At 73.1% G+C, this 17398-nt stretch carries 17 protein-coding genes and 1 pseudogene; 10 read left to right on the top strand and 8 right to left on the bottom strand.

The annotated features are described in order from the left end of the window. Positions 1-107: 107 nt before the first annotated feature. Entirely contained in the window at positions 108-431 is a 324-nt protein-coding gene (locus QSK10_RS23660; protein WP_285665132.1) for a rhodanese-like domain-containing protein, read from the bottom strand. 29 nt (positions 432-460) lie between these two features. Here QSK10_RS23660 and QSK10_RS23655 point away from each other — a divergent pair, with 29 nt between their 5' ends. From QSK10_RS23655 to QSK10_RS23645, 4 genes and pseudogenes are all read left to right on the top strand, one after another. Continuing rightward, positions 461-1063 carry a TetR/AcrR family transcriptional regulator gene (locus QSK10_RS23655; protein ID WP_285665131.1) on the top strand — a complete coding sequence of 201 codons (603 nt, stop codon included), beginning with the start codon at positions 461-463 and terminating at the stop codon, positions 1061-1063. Positions 1064-1095: 32 nt separating this feature from the next. Then, positions 1096-1536: pseudogene (locus QSK10_RS34210) on the top strand (GNAT family N-acetyltransferase); the annotation flags it as partial. Positions 1537-1699: 163 nt separating this feature from the next. Next, the gene (locus QSK10_RS23650) at positions 1700-2092 is read left to right on the top strand and encodes a fluoride efflux transporter FluC (RefSeq protein WP_285665130.1); all 393 of its coding nucleotides are present in this window, start codon (positions 1700-1702) and stop codon (positions 2090-2092) included. After that, positions 2089-2433 carry a fluoride efflux transporter FluC gene (locus QSK10_RS23645; protein WP_285665129.1) on the top strand — a complete coding sequence of 115 codons (345 nt, stop codon included), beginning with the start codon at positions 2089-2091 and terminating at the stop codon, positions 2431-2433. Before QSK10_RS23650 ends, QSK10_RS23645 begins: the two co-directional genes overlap by 4 nt. Positions 2434-2985: 552 nt before the next feature. Here QSK10_RS23645 and QSK10_RS23640 read toward each other — a convergent pair. Together QSK10_RS23640 and QSK10_RS23635 are read right to left on the bottom strand one after the other, a co-directional pair. Further along, positions 2986-3144, bottom strand: coding sequence for a hypothetical protein (locus tag QSK10_RS23640; RefSeq protein WP_285665128.1), 159 nt, complete (start codon positions 3142-3144; stop codon positions 2986-2988). 1025 nt (positions 3145-4169) lie between these two features. Then, complete coding sequence (locus QSK10_RS23635; protein ID WP_285665127.1) at positions 4170-5297, bottom strand: hypothetical protein; 1128 nt, start codon at positions 5295-5297, stop codon at positions 4170-4172. Between the two features lie 129 nt (positions 5298-5426). Between QSK10_RS23635 and QSK10_RS23630 the strand changes: the two genes are divergently transcribed. Both QSK10_RS23630 and QSK10_RS23625 read left to right on the top strand, forming a co-directional pair. Beyond that, positions 5427-6569, top strand: a complete 1143-nt coding sequence (locus QSK10_RS23630) for a sensor histidine kinase (RefSeq protein WP_285665126.1) — start codon at positions 5427-5429, stop codon at positions 6567-6569. After that, positions 6566-7210, top strand: coding sequence for a response regulator (locus tag QSK10_RS23625; RefSeq protein WP_285665125.1), 645 nt, complete (start codon positions 6566-6568; stop codon positions 7208-7210). The genes QSK10_RS23630 and QSK10_RS23625 overlap by 4 nt, the downstream gene beginning before the upstream one ends. A gap of 7 nt (positions 7211-7217) precedes the next feature. On the opposite strand, the gene QSK10_RS23620 is transcribed toward QSK10_RS23625, so the two are convergent. The 3 genes from QSK10_RS23620 to QSK10_RS23610 form a co-directional block, all read right to left on the bottom strand. Further along, positions 7218-7670 (bottom strand): P-loop nucleotide/nucleoside kinase family protein, encoded by a 453-nt coding sequence (locus QSK10_RS23620; protein WP_285665124.1) that lies wholly within the window; start codon positions 7668-7670, stop codon positions 7218-7220. A 136-nt stretch (positions 7671-7806) separates the two neighbouring features. Next, positions 7807-8451 (bottom strand): response regulator, encoded by a 645-nt coding sequence (locus QSK10_RS23615; RefSeq protein ID WP_285665123.1) that lies wholly within the window; start codon positions 8449-8451, stop codon positions 7807-7809. Next, a complete protein-coding gene (locus QSK10_RS23610) occupies positions 8448-9761 on the bottom strand; it encodes a sensor histidine kinase (RefSeq protein ID WP_285665122.1) in 1314 nt (437 codons plus the stop codon). Before QSK10_RS23610 ends, QSK10_RS23615 begins: the two co-directional genes overlap by 4 nt. 146 nt (positions 9762-9907) lie before the next feature. Here QSK10_RS23610 and QSK10_RS23605 point away from each other — a divergent pair, with 146 nt between their 5' ends. The 4 genes from QSK10_RS23605 to QSK10_RS23590 all read left to right on the top strand — a co-directional run bounded on the left by QSK10_RS23605 (position 9908) and on the right by QSK10_RS23590 (position 16045). Continuing rightward, the gene (locus QSK10_RS23605) at positions 9908-11587 is read left to right on the top strand and encodes an alpha/beta fold hydrolase (protein WP_285665121.1); all 1680 of its coding nucleotides are present in this window, start codon (positions 9908-9910) and stop codon (positions 11585-11587) included. 123 nt (positions 11588-11710) lie between these two features. Next, positions 11711-13213: an alpha/beta fold hydrolase gene (locus QSK10_RS23600; RefSeq protein WP_285665120.1), complete on the top strand. Its 1503-nt coding sequence runs from the start codon at positions 11711-11713 to the stop codon at positions 13211-13213. Positions 13214-13337: 124 nt separating this feature from the next. Further along, a complete protein-coding gene (locus QSK10_RS23595; protein WP_285665119.1) occupies positions 13338-14831 on the top strand; it encodes an alpha/beta fold hydrolase in 1494 nt (497 codons plus the stop codon). 62 nt (positions 14832-14893) lie between these two features. After that, positions 14894-16045 carry an alpha/beta hydrolase gene (locus QSK10_RS23590; RefSeq protein ID WP_285665118.1) on the top strand — a complete coding sequence of 384 codons (1152 nt, stop codon included), beginning with the start codon at positions 14894-14896 and terminating at the stop codon, positions 16043-16045. A gap of 4 nt (positions 16046-16049) precedes the next feature. On the opposite strand, the gene QSK10_RS23585 is transcribed toward QSK10_RS23590, so the two are convergent. Together QSK10_RS23585 and QSK10_RS23580 are read right to left on the bottom strand one after the other, a co-directional pair. Further along, positions 16050-16715: an Ada metal-binding domain-containing protein gene (locus QSK10_RS23585; RefSeq protein ID WP_285665117.1), complete on the bottom strand. Its 666-nt coding sequence runs from the start codon at positions 16713-16715 to the stop codon at positions 16050-16052. Further along, the gene (locus tag QSK10_RS23580) at positions 16712-17392 is read right to left on the bottom strand and encodes a 2OG-Fe(II) oxygenase (RefSeq protein WP_285665116.1); all 681 of its coding nucleotides are present in this window, start codon (positions 17390-17392) and stop codon (positions 16712-16714) included. Before QSK10_RS23580 ends, QSK10_RS23585 begins: the two co-directional genes overlap by 4 nt. Positions 17393-17398 lie beyond the last annotated feature (6 nt).

The raw sequence follows: 17398 nt of genomic DNA, 5'->3' as shown, positions 1-17398 counted from the left end.
TGAAACCTAGAGCCCCTAGGTTTGACGCGCAAGCGAATTGGCGGTCCTGCGTCCGGAGACACGAAAGCGGGGCGGCGCACTCGCGCCGCCCCGCCGCTTCAGCCGGCTCAGGGCTCGATCGGCAGGCCCGCCTCGGTCCAGTCCTGGATGCCCTCGGCGTACTTGCGCACGTCGGTGTAACCCAGCGCGGTCAGCCGGTCGGCGACCTGGCCACTGTTGGGGCAGGACGGGCTGGAGCAGTAGGTGACGATCGCGGCGGCCTTGTCGGGCAGCAGGCCCGCCGCCTTCTCGTCGACCTCGCCGGGCGCCAGCGGGAGGGCGCCCGGGAGGTGCGCCTTCGCGTGGTACTCGGCGCCGAGGGCGTCGATGACGGTGACGGTTCCGGCGTCGATGGCCGCGCGGAGCTCGTCGCGGGTGATGGTGACGCTCATGATTCCTCCAGATGGACTACAGTCCGGTTATGCCCTCGAAGCATAGCGGACCGCAGTCCGTTTCAGTGGAACTGTCGCGCACGCCACCCCCGCGCGAGCGCGCCGACGCCGCCCGCAACCGGGCGGCGATCCTCACCGCCGCCGCCGGACTGTTCGCCGAACACGGCGTGGAGGCGGTGTCCATGGACGCCATCGCCACCGCCGCCGGGGTCGGCAAGGGCACGCTCTTCCGGCGCTTCGGCGACAAGGCCGGACTCGCCGTCGCCCTGCTCGACGCGCGCGAGAGCGAGCTCCAGGAGCGCGTCCTGTCCGGCCCGCCGCCACTGGGACCCGGCGCCGAACCCCGCGAACGCCTCCGCGCGTTCGTCGCCGCCTACCTGGACTACCTGCTGGCGCACCTGGACCTGATCCGCGTCTCCGAGACCGCCTCGCCCGGCGCGCGCTACCGCATCGGCGCCTACCGCTTCTGGCACCGGCACCTGGAGCTCCTGCACACCGAGGCGGGCACCGGCGACCCCGGCTACGCCGCGCACGCGCTCCTGGCGCAACTGGGCGCCGAGCACGTCGCCGGGATCCTGCCCGAGATCGGCGAGGAGCGCCTGCGCGCCGGGGCACTCCGCTCGGCCGCTTGACCCGGACGCCCGCCCTCGGCCAAGATCACCAGGTGAGCGACTGGTTCGACCGTCCCGTCCTGTCCGGCACCCACGTGCGCCTGGAGCCCCTGTCCCCCGGCCACGCCGAAGGACTCTTCGCCGCCTCCGCCGACCCCGGCATCTGGACCTGGCTGCGCGACGGGCAGCCCCGGAGCGTGGACGACATGCGCGCCATCGTCGACGCCGCCCACGCGCAGGGCACCCGCGTCCCGTGGGCCCAGATCGACGCCGTCACCGGTGAGGTCGCCGGCACCACGTCCTTCCACGACATCGAACGCGCGCACGGCGGCCTGCACATCGGCGGCACCTGGATCGGCGCGAAATGGCAGCGCACCGGCGTCAACACCGAGGCGAAACTGCTGCTCCTCGACCACGCCTTCGGCACCCTCGGGGCGCGGCGGGTCGCCTGGCACACCGACGTCCGCAACGAGCGCTCCCAGCGGGCCATCGAGCGGCTGGGCGCGGTCCGCGAGGGCGTTCTGCGCAGGCACCGCCTGCGCTCCGACGGCGGGCACCGCGACACCGTCGTCTACTCGATCATCGCCGAAGAATGGGCCGAGGCGCGGCGGGGGCTGGTGGCGCGGTTGCGGTTAGCGGCGCGGTTATCGTGGCCGCGTGAGCGAATCCGTCGATCCCGACGTCGGCCCGGGGCCCCTTTCGATGCGGCTGCTCGGGGTCATCGCCCTCGGCGGCGCGCTCGGCGCGCTCGCCCGCTGGGGGCTCGTGCTTCTGTGGCCGGCGCCTTGGGCGGTGCTGCTGATCAACACGCTCGGGTGCGGGTTGATCGGGGTGCTCTTGGCGCGGCCGCTCTCGCGTCCGCTGACCCGGCCGTTTCTGGGGACGGGAGTGCTCGGGGGGTTCACGACGTTCTCGGCTTATGCGGTGGAGGGGGTCGGGCTGCTTTCCGGTTCCCTCCTCAACGGGTTCCTCTACCTGGGCGGGACGCTGGTCGCGGCGCTGGCCGCGACCTGGCTCGGGCTGCGGCTGGGACGGGTGGTGCGGCGGTGAGCGCGCTGCTGGTGATCCTGGGGGCGGCGGTGGGGGCGCCCCTGCGGTATTTGCTCGACCGGGCCGTGCAGTCGTGGCACAGCACGCGGTTTCCGCTGGGGACGTTCGTGGTCAACGTCGTCGGGTGTTTCTTGCTGGGGGCGCTGACCGGGGTTTCCGGGGGGCTTTCGACGCTGCTGGGGACGGGGTTCTGCGGGGCGCTGACGACGTACTCGACGTTCGGGTACGAGACGGTGCGGCTGGTGGAGACGGGGGCGAGGGGGGTCGCGGTGGCTTACGCGGGCGGGAGTGTGGTGGCGGGGGTCGGGGTGGCTTTTCTCGGGGCTGTGCTGGTGGGGTAGGGGGATCTTCCCTTGTGGGGGGACGTTCGGGCTTTCTCCCCCGGGAGGGGGCGGGGAGGGTGGGGTGGGGTGGTTCCCACCGCCCGAGGCCGCCTCCCGGCCCACGAGGCCCAGCCGTGGGGTGGGGGGTGGCTTTTTGGGGTGGGGGCGCTCGGCTTCGCTCTGGGGTTGGGACTTCGGTGTGGGGCTCTTGCCCTTACCCCCCTCGCCCTCGGCCTGGCCTTGCCCTCGGCCCCGGCCCCACCTCGCCCTAGCCCTCACCTTGCCCTCGGCGCCACCCCCACCCCCGCCCTCGGCCGCGCCTCACCCCCACCTCGCCCTAGCCCCCACCTCGCCTCCGGCCTCGGCGGCGATTCTCGGCGTTTTCTCGGGTTTTCGTAAGACCTTCGCGGTGACTTTCGTGCTTTTCCGTGCGCTTATGCACCTTTTCATTTGTGAGCTGCACCACAAGATCACTCAAACGGAAGGTAACGATATATCGTTGACTCATCACGACAGCATCAGAGCTGTCGGAGCATTCGAAAGGTTCACATCATGCGTAGTCACACTGATTCACACCACGAGAACCCCTGGGCCGAGATGCGCGAGCGTCGGGCGCGGCGTCGCGAGGCTTGCGGCGAGCGTGGTTTTGAGGGGTTCGGGCACGGACGCGAGCACGGCCGTCATGAGCACGGGCATCACGAGCACGGGCACCACGAACACCACGGTCACGGGCACGGGCCTGGGCACCACGGGCACGGACGTCGGGGGCGGGGGCCTCGGCACGGGCGGGGTTTTCCCTTCGAGGGTGGGTTTCCCGGGTTCCCCGGGTTTCCGTTTCAGGCGCCTCCGGCTCCTCCGGCGCCGCCTGCCGCTCCCGGGTTCTTTCCGTTTCACGCCGATGAGGCGCACGAGCTTCGGGCCGCGCTCGGGGGGCTGATGCAGGCCACCGAGATCGTGGCGCGGAGTGGGAGCGTTCGGGCTCGGGAGAACGCGAAGATCGTCATCGACGAGGCGCGTAAGGCGCTTTACCGGCTGCTGGCGGAGCTGGATGAGGAGGAGGGTTCGGCGCCTGAGGCTCCCCAGGCTCCCCAGGCCTCCGAGGACTCCGGGGATGGGCCGGGGGCTTAGGGGGCGTTCGTCCCTGGCGATCGATCTGCTTCTTTCCCGGGGGTGCGGGTACTTTCCCATCGGCCTCTGGACAGGGGTTTCACCCCTAGGACCCGACCAGGGGTGCGGCCCCTGGACGCCGGACCTCTCTCGGGAGGCGTCTCCTCCTCTGGCCGGCCATATCGACGCTGAACGAGGAACCTGGGGGTGTCAAGCCAAAGAACGCGGCTTGACACCCCCAGAACCCTCGTTCTGAGAACACGTCTGGCCGACCGACGGAGGATCCACCTCTCCTATCCCGGGCGAGCTCCCGCGGATCTGGTCTCGGGGTCGTGTTGTCTTGCGTCCCCGGCTTGTCTTGGGCCCGGCTCTAAAACAACAGGCTCTCGTCCCTACCCGGCTTCTGACCCCGTAGCAGGCCAGTCACCTTGCCCGGCTCTAAAACAACGAGCTTGTCTCTCACCCGGGTTTTGACCCCGTAGCGAGCCAGTCAGTGTGCCCGGCTCCAAAGCAACGAGCTTTCGTCCCCGCCCGGGCTCGGTTGGGGATGTGCCGGAGGCGGCGGTGCCGGTCCTCGATTCTCACGCCCGTGCCGGGGTGATCATGGAGGGGTGGCATCGCCGCCTCAGGGCGGGCAAGACCGCTTCCTATCCGGCGGCTTTCGCGGCCGGGGTGGGCTGGGCCGTGTTCGCGTTCGGGTTGGTCAGGGCGGTCGCGTTGGTCAGGGCGGTCGCGGCGTGGGCCTGCTTCGCCGCCTTCACTTCGTTCACGGCTTCCGCCTCTTGCGCGGCTTCGGTGGCGAGGCGGCGCTGGCGGTAGGCGATGGCGCCCACGATCAGGCCCAGGCCCCAGAGGGGCCAGAGGGTTTCGGGTGCGTTGGTCATCCACTTGTCGCCGATGCCCTGGCTGATGGCCATCCGGATGTACATGACTCCGGCCGAGAGGGTCAGGACTCCGACGAGGACTCCGGGGATGACGGCGAGGTTGATCGGGACGCGTTTTCCGGCGAGGCCGAGCATCCAGCGGGGGAAGCGCTCGCCCCAGGGGCGGAGCAGGCCGAGGGTGAGGATCGCGCCGCCGATGCCCATCGAGGCGAGCGAGGCTCCGGCCAGCCAGAGACCTTCTTCCTGGCCGCGGCGGTACATCTCCGGGTCGAGGCCGAGGCCCCAGCCGAGGGCCCAGATCCAGCGGGTCGCGGCGTAGATGAGGGGGACGATCATGGCGGTGATGACGGCGGGGCGGCCGAAGCGGACGAGGTTGATCGCGTTGCCGGTGCGGCGGCGGTACATGATGGCGGTGATCGCGAAACCGGCTCCGGCCAGCATCAGGAGCAGCAGGTTGACCGTGGCCCATGGCACGACCTGGCTCCAGCCGACGCCTTCCGGCCAGCCGAAGAAGGCCTTGCCCACCGCGATGATGGGCGTGTAGGCGACCATCATGAGCGGGCGGTAGTCCTGGACGACGACGGTGAGCCCGGCGGCGTAGATCCAGCCCAGCGCGAGGAGGACGCCGCGGGTGGCGCCTCGGCCGGCGCCGCGGGCCATGAGGAAGGCGACGATCGCGCCGAGGAAGCCCAGTCCGGCGATGTAGGGGGCGGCTCCGTCGTGCGTTGTCAGGCCCAGGATGTTCAGGTCGAACGCGGCGTCGCCCGCGCCGTCCAGGTAGGGGTCGCCCGTGCCGAAGGGGTAGCCCTTGCCGGTGAAGGTCCAGAGGAGGCCCGCGATCCCGTACAGGAACGAGAAACCCGCGACGATGTAGCCGATGTTCTTTCGCATGCCATAAGCCTCGTGCCGGGCGGCGTGGAAACCCATGTGCCGACCGGCGCATCCCGGTGGCCGTGGGCGGGGCGGGTAGGCCGTTCGGCACATCGCGGGCGTGAAAGCGCGGCGCATAGGCTGCTGATCATGCGCAACCGACAGGCGATCGCCGTCTGCGGTGTCCTCGCCCTCGTCGCGGGGACGCTGCTGCTGCCCGCGCCGCTCATCGACATGGTCACGCCGATCGCGGCGTGCCTCGGGCTCGCCGTGCTGCTGGCCTTCTGGCCGCGGACGCGGGCGTGGCCGCCGTGGGCGACGCTCGCGGTGGCGGTGCTGTCGCTCGGGGTGACCGTGGTGTCCTTGCTGACGGTGCCCAGGAACGGTGAGACCGAATCGGGGGCGCAGGGCGCGTGGATCCTGCTGGAACCGGCCGTGATCCTGGTCTACGTCTACCTCACCGTGCGGTGGGCGCCGCCCCGGCTGGGGCTGGTGGCGGGCGGCGCGGGGGTGCTGGCCGGTGCCATCGCGGTGCAGCGCTACCTGCCGCCGGACACGGTGTGGGCGGTGATCGCGGCGAGCACGCTGTGGACGATCCCGGGCGCGGCCGCCGGGGTGATCGGCTGGTACCTGCGGCACCTGGACACCGAACGGGACCGGGCGGTCATCGCCGCCCGGCGTGAGCAGCGCCTGGACCTGGCCTCCGACCTGCACGACTTCGTCGCCCACGACGTCAGCGAGATCGTCGCGCAGGCGCAGGCGGCCCGCATGGTGCTGGCCGGGGACGACCCGCGCATCGCCGAGGTCCTCGGGCGCATCGAGGGCGCCGGGCTGCGCGCGCTGGCGTCGATGGACCGCACCGTCCACATGCTCCGCGACACCGGCGCCGCGGCCCGCACGCCCGTGGGTGTGCTGGCCGACCTGCCCGAGCTCGCCTCGCGCTTCTCGCAGGGCGGTGTCGACGTCCGGCTCGACCTGACCGGCGAGGAGGTCGCGCGCGAACCGGCGGCGGTGGCCTACCGGATCGTGGTCGAGGCCCTCACCAACGTCCGCCGCCACGCCCCGTCGGCGTCGACTGTGGACGTGACGGTGGCGCTGGACGGCCGTGACCTGCGCGTCACCGTCGCCGATGACGGCGCCGGCGACCACCGCGCGCAGGCCCGCGCGTCGGCCGGGCTCGGCCTGCCCGGGCTCACCGAGCGCGTCGAGGCCCTGCGCGGCTCGCTCACCGCCGGTCCCCGCGAGCAGCGGGGCTGGCTCCTGTCCGCACGCATCCCATTGGACGGCTCATGATCCGCGTACTGATAGCCGACGACCAGGAAGGCATCCGCGCCGCCTTCCGGATGGTCCTGGACGCCCAGCCCGACATCACCGTGGTCGGCGAGGCCGCCGACGGGGAGAACGCGCTGTCGCAGGCCCGGCACCTGAAACCGGACGTGGTCCTGGCCGACATCCGCATGCCCGGCCTGGACGGGCTGGAGCTGACCCGGCGGCTGGCCGGGCCCGGCGTCGCCGACCCGATGCGGGTGATCGTGGTGACCACCTTCGACCTCGACGAGTACGTGCACACCGCCCTGGCCGACGGGGCGTGCGGGTACCTGCTGAAACGCTCGGGGCCGACGCTGCTGATCGAGGCGATCCGCGCGGCGATGGCCGGGGACACCCTCATCAGCCCGCAGATCACCGTCCGGCTGCTGAAGCGGATGATCCCCGCCGCCCCTCCCCCGCCCAAGGGCGAGGCGCTCAGTGAGCGCGAACTGGAGGTCGTCCGGCTGGTCGCCGAGGGCCGCACCAACGCCGAGATCGCCGCCGGGCTGTTCATCAGCGCCGGGACGGTGAAGAACCACCTGGCGAACGTGCAGCGCAAGCTGGACGTGGCCAACCGGGTCGGCATCGCGGCCTGGGCGTGGGCGAGCGGGCACGCCAGCCCCTAGCCGGTCCTCAGTCGTAGAGGGCGAGCTCCTCGGGTGTGGGCTCCTCGATCATCGCGGCGTACTCGGCCATCTGCGCCGCGGTGAGGGCGATGGCGCCCGGCTCGCGGTTGCGCAGCTCCGCCCGCCGCTGGAGCTCCGGCAGCGGCGCGGTGAGGTACCGCAGCTCGACCGGGACGCCCAGCTCGCGGGCGCGCAGGCGCTTCTCGTCGCGCTCGCCGCGGTCCCAGAAGCCGTACTCCAGGACGACGGCCGTCCCCGCGGCCAGCAGCGCCTGCGCGTGCCGCCACAGCACGGCCTCCACGCGGTCGCGGGCGGGGCCGTCGAAGGGATCGAGGCCCAGGCCGGTGAGCCACTCGTCGGGGCACAGCCGGACGGCGGGCAGCTCGCGCTCCAGCCGCCTGGCCTCGGTGGTCTTGCCGCTGCAGGGCAGACCGCACAGCAGTATCAGTCGCGGGCCCACGGGCCTCCTCTCGGCGGACGTCGAGAGAGATGATCGCCCGCGCGGCGGCGGTGGGGAAGCGGATTTCGCCGCACCCGTGGGGTGAGCAGGGCGTCGTCGGGATGGTCGGCACGCTCCACCTCGGCTCGGGCGCGCGCTAACCGGAACCGGCGCGCACCAGCCCGCTCTCGTAGGCGGCGATGACGGCCTGGACGCGGTCGCGCAGGCCCAGCTTGGCCAGCACGCGCGAGACGTGCGTCTTGACGGTGCCCTCGGACAGGAACAGCCGCCCGGCGATCTCGGCGTTGGACAGGCCGCGCGCGAGCAGGCCCAGGACCTCGCGCTCGCGGTCGGTGAGCGAGCCCAGGTCCGGCCCGGCGGTGGCGCCCTCGCCGGTGCCGATGTGCTTCTCCAGCAGCCGCCGCGTCACCGAGGGCGCGACCACCGCGTCGCCGCGGGCCACCACCCGGATCGCCGAGAGGAGGTCCGGGGCGAGGGTGTCCTTCAGCAGGAAGCCGCTGGCCCCGGCGCGCAGGCTGGCGTAGACGTACTCGTCGAGGTCGAAGGTGGTGAGCACCAGGACCTTCGCGCCGGTGACGCGGCGGGTGGCCTCCACGCCGTCCAGGACGGGCATGCGGATGTCCATGAGGACCACGTCGGGTGACAGGGCCTCGGCCATGGCGACGGCCTCGGCGCCGTCCCCGGCCTCGCCGACGACCTCCATGTCCCCGGCGTTCTCCAGGATCATCCGGAACCCGGTGCGCACGAGGGCCTGGTCGTCGGCGAGCAGGACGCGGATCATTCGGCCTCCCTGATGGGCAGCATCGCCGTCACCCGGAACCCGCCGTCGGGTCCGGGACCGGCCTCCAGCGCGCCGCCGAGCAGGGCGGCGCGTTCGCGCATGCCGCGCACGCCGTTGCCGCGGCCGTCGCCACCGTCGGAGCCGGCGCCGTCGTCGGTGACGGTGAGCAGGACGGCCGAGCCGGTGTACTCCACGTCGACCAGCGCCGAGGCGCCCGGACCGGCGTGTTTGACGACGTTGGTCAGGGCCTCCTGGACGATGCGGTAGGCGGACAGGTCCACGCTCGCCGGAAGCTCCACGGGATCATTCTTCACGACGAGGCGGACGGGTGTGCCGCTGTCCCGGACGCGCGCGGCCAGTTCGGCCAGGTTCGACACGCCGGGGGCGGGGGCCAGATCCGGTGCGGTGTAGGCGTTCAGGGTGCGGCGCATGTCGGCCAGCGAGCGGCGGCCGACGTCCACGATGGCCTGGAGGGCGCGGCGGGCGTCCTCGGGCCGGGCGTCCAGGGCCGCCTCGCCACCCTGGGCCTGCACGACCATGACGGAGAGGCCATGGGCGACGGCGTCGTGGAGTTCGCGGCCGATGCGGGCGCGTTCCCCGGCGACGGCGAGGGCGTCGCGCTGGTCGCGTTCGCGTTCGAGGTGGCGGGTGTGGGCGGTGAGCTCGTCCATGAGGGCGCGGCGGGCGCGGGCGCGGGACCCGAAGGCCCAACCGGCGATGAGGACGGGGACGGTGACGGGCAGGCCGCCCCAGGAGCCGTAGAGGACGCCGACCTTCGCGCTGATGTAGAACTGGTCGTCGATCTCGGGTTTGGGCAGCGGCAGCGGCCCGAAGGGCGGGTTCGGGGGCGCGGGCTGGATGGCGACGACCTTGCCGATCGCCTCGGGGACGCCCACGGACTTGCCGCCGTCGCCGCCGCCGTCGCGCACGACCAGGGTCACGTTCCAGACGCCGACGGCGATGATCAGCGCGGCGAGGATGGCGAGGGAGACCTTGCGCCCGTGGCGTCCGGCGACGGTGGCGAGCAGGATCGGCACGGCCAGGTCGATGGGGACGGCCCCGAGGCCCATCGCCATGTGCAGGGCCACGGCGGCCGTCGACAGCATCAGCAGCGGGATGGGCCAGCGGCGGCGGAGGGCGATGGCGAGGCCCGCGGCCAGCGAGAGGAGCCACCAGAGCACGCCGAGGTCGGCGCCGCCGCCGCCGGGCGGCTCGGTGAACACGCCCATGCCGGTGACCATGGCGCTGGTGATCAGGAGACCGAGGGCGAGGCCGGTGTCCTGGACGAGGGGGCGGCGCAGGAGGTTCATGAGGTCGTGAGCCTATCGGCGCGTGGGTGGGGCGGGGATCGGCCGCGCGACGGGAATCCGGTGCCGCCGCATGGGTCTTGAGAGGTAGACCGGATACCTCTCGCGACGGACGACCGCAGCGCCGGTGACCGTCCACAGTGGTCGGCATGATGCGACGAAGTATCCTCGCGGCGGCCACGGGAGTCCTGGTCGCCGCCGCCCTGATCCAGCCGGCGGCCGCGGCCGACCCGTCCACGGACGGCTACTCCATAGATGGGAACAGCGGTACCGACGGGACCGGCGGTGTGGCGTGGGCGCCGTGTCCGCAGTACTCCGACGAGGTGCTGGCCCACCTGGGCCTGCGGGAGGAGGACTACCCGAAGTTCCGGCAGCTGTGGGCGCGCACCGAGTGCGGGACCGTCCAGGTGCCGCTCGACTACAAGAACCCGCGCGGCCAGAAGATCACCGTGGCGATCACCCGCCTCAAGGCCCGCGACCGCAAGCACCGCCAGGGCGTGCTCAGCATGAACCCCGGCGGCCCGGGCGGCAGCGGTTACATGATGCCGCAGGAGATGTACCTGCGCGGCGGCGAGGACGGCCTGGCGGCGCGCCTGAACGAGCGCTACGACCTGATCGGCTTCGACCCGCGCGGGGTCGGCTACTCCACCAGCTACGACTGCCCCGACAACGGCCCGGGCGGACCCGGGGGCGGCCCGATCACCGAGGCCGTCGCGCGGCAGGCCTATGAGGAGCTCAAGGCGGCCAACAAGGCCTGCTCGGAGTCCAACCCGTCGTTCCTGCGGCAGCTCACCACCACCAACGTCGCCCGCGACCTCGACCGGGTCCGCGCGGCCCTGGGCGAGCGGAAGATGAACTTCTTCGGCGTCTCGTGGGGCACGTGGCTGGGCGTCCAGTACCGCAACGAGTTCCCCGAGCGCGTGGCGAACATGTGGGTGGACTCCACCGCGATCCCGGAGATGCGCCTGGACGTGTTCGGCGCGACGCGCTCGAAGGCGACCTACGACGACTTCACCCGGATGGCGCAATGGCTGGCCGAGCGCGACGCCGAGTACGGCTTCGGCGACACCCGCGACGAGGTCATCGCCGCGATCGCGGCCCTCAAGGCCGACTACGACGCCCATCCGCGGAACTTCGTGGAGATCCCGGAGCCGCTGGACGGCTTCGTGATCGGGATCTCGGGGACGCAGCCGGCGCCGGTGTGGCCGGTGGCCTCGCGGGTCCTGCGGGACCTGCGGGACGTCACCGGCGAGCACGCCCCGCCGTCGCTGCTGGAGGTCTGGGGCGGCGGCGGTGGCCCGCAGGGGCCGCCTCCGGCGGGCATGCCGCGGATGAACAACCGCACCATGAACCAGGCCGTGATGTGCAATGAGGACATGGGGTCGCGCGACTTCGAGACCTCCTGGGCGGCTTATCAGAAACGCCTGGTGGACGAGCCGGTGACGGGTTTCCTGTCGATGCCGATCCCGGGCTGCGCGGGCTGGACGCTCGACCCGCAGCCGGTGCGGTTGCGGCACTCGAACGCGTCGCTGGTGATGTCCGGGCACCGCTACGAGGCGGTCTCGCCGTACCAGTGGACGCCCGCGATGCGGGCCGAGGTGGGCGGCTCGATCGTCTCGGTCAACGATGACGTGCACGGCTCGGCGGCCATGACGGCCGACTGCTCGGCGCTCATCGCGTCCTACTTCGAGCGGGGCCGCCTGAGCGGGCGGACCTGTGAGGGCGAGGGGCCGCTGCCGCGCGAGGACTCCGTGGAGTCTTTCTCGGTGGGGCAGTCCTTCTCGGAGGGGCAGTCCTTCGTGGAGGGGCGGTCGTTCTCCCTGCGGTAGAACGGTTCGCGCGGGCCCGTCCCCTAGGGGGCGGGCCCGTCTTTCTTGCGCCCTGGGGCGTAGGGAAACCTGGCTCCCGGGAGCGAGGCGTTCAAGGGGGCCCGGACGGCAGGCTTTCCGGGTATGAAGCATCAGTGGAAGGCCGCGCTGGGCGCGGCCCTTCTCGCCGTCGCCGCCGTGCCCGCCCCGGCCGCGGCGGCCGACGCCGGGGCCGCGCCGATCGTGTGGGGCGCCTGCCCGGAGTACTCCGACGAGGTCCTGTCCTACCTGGGGCTGGGCGCCGACCAGGTGCCGGTGTTCCGCGCGCTGCTGGCGCGCACCGACTGCGGGACGATCCGGGTCCCGCTCGACCACGAGCGTCCCCGGGGACGCTCGATCACCCTGGCGCTGACCCGGGTCCGGGCGGCGAAACCGGCCGAGCGGGCCGGCGTCCTGGCCACCAATCCGGGCGGGCCGGGCAGCATGGGCTACCTGACGCCCTTCGAGCTGGCGCTCACCGGGAACCTCAACGCGCTCGGCGACCGCTACGACGTGATCGGCCTCGACCCGCGCGGTACCGGCTACAGCACATCCCTGGACTGCGCGCTGCCGCCGACGTCCCCGCCGGGCACGGTCACCGAGGCCTCCGCGCGTGCGACCTACGCGGCGGTCGCGGCGGCCAACACGGCGTGTGTGGCAAAGGACCCGGAGTTCTTCGCGCACGTGACCGTCTCCGACGAGGCCCGCGACATGGACGCCGTCCGCGCCGCCCTGGGCGAGTCGCGCCTGTCGTTCTACGGCATCTCGGCGGGGACGGGCCTGGGCGCGCGGTACCGGACGATGTACCCGCGCCGGGTGGAGCGGATGTGGCTGGACAGCGTCCTGCCGCCGGTCCTGGGCACGGCCGATTTCACCGCCGACCGCTCGCGCGCCCGCCACGCCGACTTCCGGCGGATGGCCGCCTGGCTGGCGGGACGCGACGCCGACTACGGCTTCGGGACGACCACCGCGCGGGTGGCGTCCTCGATCGCCGCCCTCCAGGCGGATCTGGACGCCCACCCGCGCGTCTTCGCCGACCTGCCCTTCGCCGTGGACGGCATGACCGCCGCGCGGCTGTCCGGGCTCACCGAGGCCGCGTGGGAGTTCGGCGCGGGCGCGCTGCGGGACCTGCGCGCGGCCACCGGGCCGAACGCCCCGGCGTCCCTGTCGGCCTTCTACGCCGAGGAGGCACCGGCCCCGCCGGGCACGCCGGTGATCGACAACCTCGCGGCCCAGCGGGCGATCCTGTGCAACATGGACGCCTCGCCGCACGACTTCGGCTCGGCCTGGTCGGCCTACCGGGCGCGGCTGGCCTCCGAGCCGGTCACCGGGCGGCTGAGCGACCCGGTCCTGATGTGCGCGGGCTGGCCGCTGGCCGCCCGGCCCGAGCCGGTGTGGTGGACCGGCGGCTCACTGGTGCTGTCCGGGCACCGCTACGAGTACAAGACTCCCTATGAGTGGGCACTGGAGACCCGCGACGCGATCGGCGGCGCGCTGGTGACCGTCGAGGACGACGAACACACCTCGGCGGCCTACACCCCGTCCTGCGCGGCGCTGATCGTGGCGTACTTCGCCACCGGCTCGCCCGGCGGGCGCTCCTGCGGCTGACCCCTAGGGGAGCGCGGCCCACCGTCCCTAAGGGATGGTGGGCCGCGCTTACGACCTGGGTCTGAGCGATCTTTCCGACCCCGGTTCGACGTCGCGCGCACGGGCCGCCGGGCAGGCTTCCGGCATGAATCCACATAGGACGGCAGCCGCGCTGGGCGCGGCCCTGCTCGCCGTCACCCTCACCGCGGTGCCCGCCGCGGCCTCCTCCCCCACCGTCTCCTGGGCGCCGTGCCCGGCCTACTCCGACGACGTCCTGCACTGGCTCGGCGTGCCCGCGGGCGGTGAGGGCGCCTTCCGGGCGATCATGGCCCGCACCGACTGCGGCACGGTCCAGGTCCCCCTCGACTACGACCGCCCGCGCGGCCGGAAGATCACCATCGCGTTCACCCGGGTCCGGGCGGCCGATCCCGCGCACCGGCGCGGGATCCTGGCCACCAACCCGGGCGGCCCCGGCGGCTTCGGCTACCTGATGCCGCACGAGCTGGCGCTCACCGGCAACGTCGACGCGCTGATGGACGAGTACGACGTCATCGGCATCGACCCGCGCGGGGTCAACTACAGCACCTCCCGCGAGTGCGACCTGCCGCCGACGCGGCCGCAGGTGTCCACGCCGTTCACCGAGGCCGACACGCGCGCCGCCTACGACGCGACGGTGGCGGCCAACGCCGCCTGCCTCAACGCCGACCGGGAGTTCTACCGCAACCTCAGCGTCGGAAACGAGGCGCGCGACATGGACGCCGTCCGCGCCGCCCTGGGCGAGTCGCGCCTGTCGTTCATCGGCGTCTCCGGCGGGACCGGCCTGGGCGCCGCCTACCGCTCGCTGTTCCCGCGCCGGGTGGAGCGGATGTGGCTGGACAGCGTCATGCCGCCCACGTTCCGGATGGACGCGTTCAACGCGCTGCGCTCGAAGGCCGGGCACGCCGACTTCCTGCGCTTCGCCGACTGGGCGGCCGGGAAGGACGGCGGCTTCGGCGACACCGGCACGGAGGTCGTGGCGTCCCTATCGGCGCTCCAGGCCGATCTGGACGCCCATCCGCGCGTGTACACCAACGTGCCCGCGCCGGTCGGGGGGTTCGTGGTGTCGCTGGTGGCGGCGGGCGACTCCTCGTACTGGGAGTACATGTTCGGCGCGCTGCGGGAACTGCGCGACGCCACCGGGCCCGTCGCGCCGCCGTCGATCGCGTCGATCTTCGCGTCCCCCACGCCACCGCCGCCGGGCGCGCCCTCGACGGAGAACCGGGCGATGCAGCGGGGGGTGTTCTGCAACGACGACGTCGCGCCCCGCGACTTCGGCTCGACGTGGTCGGCGTACAACGCGCACGTGGCCGCCGAGCCGGTGACGGGACGGCTGATCCCGCCGGTGAGCGACTGCGCCGGCTGGGTGCGTCCGGCCCCGCAGTCCGAGCGCTGGTCACCGGGCTCGCTGGTGCTGTCCGGGCACCGCTACGAGGCCGTCACGCCCTACCAGTGGACCCTCGACATGCGCGACGCGATCGGCGGGACGGTGGTCACCGTCGAGGACGACGTGCACGTGTCGGTGCTGTACAAGCCCGGCTGCGCGGCGATGCTGGTGCGCTACTTCCGCACCGGCTCACCGGGCGCGCTCAGCTGCGGGTGACTCTCAGCCGCCGCACAGGATGACTCAGCCCCGGCACAGTCCACTCACGGCAGTGTCGGGGCATGACCACACGACGGGCGGTGCTCACCGCCACCGGACTCGCGGCCCTCGCCGCCACGACCGCAGCCGTCCCCGCCTCCGCGGCCGCGGCCCGGTTCCGGCCCTCGGCTCCCCCGCTCTCCGGCCCCTTCCCGGTCGGGCGCGCCCACCTCCACCTGGTCGACCGCACCCGCCGCGACCCGTGGCTTCCCGGGTCGTACCGGGAGCTCATGATCAGCGTCTGCTATCCCGCCCGGCACGGCGGCGGTGAACCCGCCCGGGTCTTCTCCCCCAGGTTCGGCGACTGGCTCGACGGCGAGGGCGGCATCGAGGGCATCCCGCCGGGGTCGGTGGCCTGGGACGACGTCGGCACCCCCGCGCGGATGAACGCCACGCCGCTCACGGCGCTCGGGCGCCGTCCGGTCCTGCTGGCCACACCCGGGCACTTCACCACCCGCGACGCGTGGAGCTGCGTCGTCCAGGACCTCGCCTCGCGCGGATTCGTCACCGTCACCGTCGACCACACCTACGAGGTCCGGGTCGAGTTCCCCGACGGGCGGTTCCCCGATCCGCTCGCCGACACGATGCCCGCCGATCCGTATCCGTGGCTGCGCAAGACACTGCGCTGCTGGAGCGACGACTCCTCCACCGTGCTGACCGCGATGGAGGTCCTGGCCTCCGGCGGGGATCCGGGCGAGGGCGAGGCGCCGCCGCCACGCGGGCTCGGGCGGCTCATCGATCCCGCGCGGATCGGCGTCCTGGGCGCCTTCACCGGCGGCGGACTGGGCGCGATGGAGACCGCCCACCGCGATGAGCGCGTGCGCGCCGTCGTCACCGGCGACGTCGGGCTCAGCTGGGGCGAGGAGCGGCGGGAGCCGATCGTGTCCTTCCACGAGACGGGGCTGCGGCAGCCGCTGATGGCGATCCGGGTGCCCGAGGAGGACCCGTACTGGGCGGCGTTCACCGCGGCGTGCGATCACCCGGTGCGCGAACGCGCGCTGCCCGGCGCGGGCGTGTGGTCGCTCGCCGACCTCCAGTGGCTGCTACCGGACATCGGCCGGGCGATCGGGAACCCCGGCCTTTTCGCCGAGCAACTCGGGACGATCGAGCCGCGCGTCTCGGTCCGGCTCCAGCGTGAGTGGATCGCGGAGTTCTTCGCCCGGCGGCTCCACTGACGCCTCACCGCTCCACCAGCCAGCCCGCGCCCAGCTCCCAGGTACCGCCTCCCCTGGTCACACCGCGCATCCCGGCCACGGCGAGCGGCGGTACTCCATCCACCGTGGCCTGCGCGGCGAAGCCGAAGGTGCGGGCGGGGTTCCAGGGGGTGTCGTTCCACAGCCTGCCGACCATTCCCGACCAGCCCGCCGGTTCGCCCGCGATGACCCAGGCGTCGGGGATCTGGGCGGTAAGGCGCCTGGCCGGGCGCAGCCACGAGGCGGCCGTCTCGGGCCAGTCGACCACCGCCAGGACCTCCTTGCCGAAGCCCAGGACGGCCCGGACGGCGGCGAGCGAGGCGGCGTCCCGGCCGTGGCCGATGGCGATGGTGCGGGCGCCGGCCAGCAGGTCCCGCATCGCCGCCACCTCCCCGGGGGTGGGCGCGGCGTCCTTCCAGGAGGCGTACTCCTCCGGCAGGCACACCGCGCACGGGCGGTACCCGGCCGCCACGGCGGTGGCCTCGTCGGCGAAGAAGACGCGGTGGCGGACGTAGCCGCCGCGCGCGATCGCGCGCAGGGCCGAGGGGCAGTCGAGGCGCCCGTAGAGGCGGCCCCGCCGGTGCCCGCCGAGGCGGCCGGGCACCGGGCTGGGGTGGGGACGGCCGTCGGGGCCGATGAGCACGTAACTCATGTCGCGTCGTGGAAGACGAGGCCGAGGGCGTGGCGGCGTCCACTTCGGACCACGCTCACCCCGTGCCGGACCGCGCCCGCCGACCAGCCCCGGGCCGAGCGCACCGGCCGGTCGCGGGTGGTGAACACCAGCCCGTGCCCCATCCGCAGTGGACGGACGGTGCCGCGCGACTGGGCGCGGGCGCGCTGCTCGACCAGCATGAACTCGCCGCCGGTGTAGTCGGCGCCGTACTCGTCGAGGCCGATCACCACCTGCATCGGGAACACCAGGTCCCCGAAGACGTCGCGGTGCAGCGCGTTCCAGCCGCCGGTCTCGTAGCGCAGCAGGATCTGCGCGGAGCGGTCCTGCCCGGCCGCGTGGCACATCGCGATCCACTCGGCGAGGGAGTCCGGCCAGGGCGCGGGACGTCCCAGCCGCTGCGCCCAGTCGCGGGCGATCGGGAGCAGCCGCGGCCACAGCTCCTCGCGCAGCTTCGCCACCAGCGGCGGCAGGTCGTGGGTGAAGTAGCGGTAGCGGCCCTCGCCGAAGCGGTGGCGGGCCATGTCGACGGTGGTGCGGAACAGCTCGTCCCGGCCGAAGAGGGCCGCGAGCTCGCGGCCCTCTTCGTCGGTGATGAGCCGGGGCGTCTCGGCGAGTCCGTGCGCGTCGAGTTCGCCCGGGAGGTCGGTCCAGGTCATGGTGTC

The sequence above is a fragment of the Actinorhabdospora filicis genome (assembly GCF_030269765.1).
Classification (GTDB): domain Bacteria; phylum Actinomycetota; class Actinomycetes; order Mycobacteriales; family Micromonosporaceae; genus Actinorhabdospora; species Actinorhabdospora filicis.
This window is presented reverse-complemented; position numbering and strand designations above follow the sequence as displayed.

Coding starts and splice junctions, on each gene's coding strand:
- QSK10_RS23630 (WP_285665126.1), top strand. CDS start 5,427: ATGCGCAACCGACAGGCGATCGCCGTCTGCGGTGTCCTCGCCCTCGTC.
- QSK10_RS23595 (WP_285665119.1), top strand. CDS start 13,338: ATGAATCCACATAGGACGGCAGCCGCGCTGGGCGCGGCCCTGCTCGCC.
- QSK10_RS23585 (WP_285665117.1), bottom strand. CDS start 16,715: ATGAGTTACGTGCTCATCGGCCCCGACGGCCGTCCCCACCCCAGCCCG.
- QSK10_RS23600 (WP_285665120.1), top strand. CDS start 11,711: ATGAAGCATCAGTGGAAGGCCGCGCTGGGCGCGGCCCTTCTCGCCGTC.
- QSK10_RS23615 (WP_285665123.1), bottom strand. CDS start 8,451: ATGATCCGCGTCCTGCTCGCCGACGACCAGGCCCTCGTGCGCACCGGG.
- QSK10_RS23580 (WP_285665116.1), bottom strand. CDS start 17,392: ATGACCTGGACCGACCTCCCGGGCGAACTCGACGCGCACGGACTCGCC.
- QSK10_RS23605 (WP_285665121.1), top strand. CDS start 9,908: ATGATGCGACGAAGTATCCTCGCGGCGGCCACGGGAGTCCTGGTCGCC.
- QSK10_RS23635 (WP_285665127.1), bottom strand. CDS start 5,297: ATGCGAAAGAACATCGGCTACATCGTCGCGGGTTTCTCGTTCCTGTAC.
- QSK10_RS23655 (WP_285665131.1), top strand. CDS start 461: ATGCCCTCGAAGCATAGCGGACCGCAGTCCGTTTCAGTGGAACTGTCG.
- QSK10_RS23660 (WP_285665132.1), bottom strand. CDS start 431: ATGAGCGTCACCATCACCCGCGACGAGCTCCGCGCGGCCATCGACGCC.
- QSK10_RS23625 (WP_285665125.1), top strand. CDS start 6,566: ATGATCCGCGTACTGATAGCCGACGACCAGGAAGGCATCCGCGCCGCC.
- QSK10_RS23590 (WP_285665118.1), top strand. CDS start 14,894: ATGACCACACGACGGGCGGTGCTCACCGCCACCGGACTCGCGGCCCTC.
- QSK10_RS23610 (WP_285665122.1), bottom strand. CDS start 9,761: ATGAACCTCCTGCGCCGCCCCCTCGTCCAGGACACCGGCCTCGCCCTC.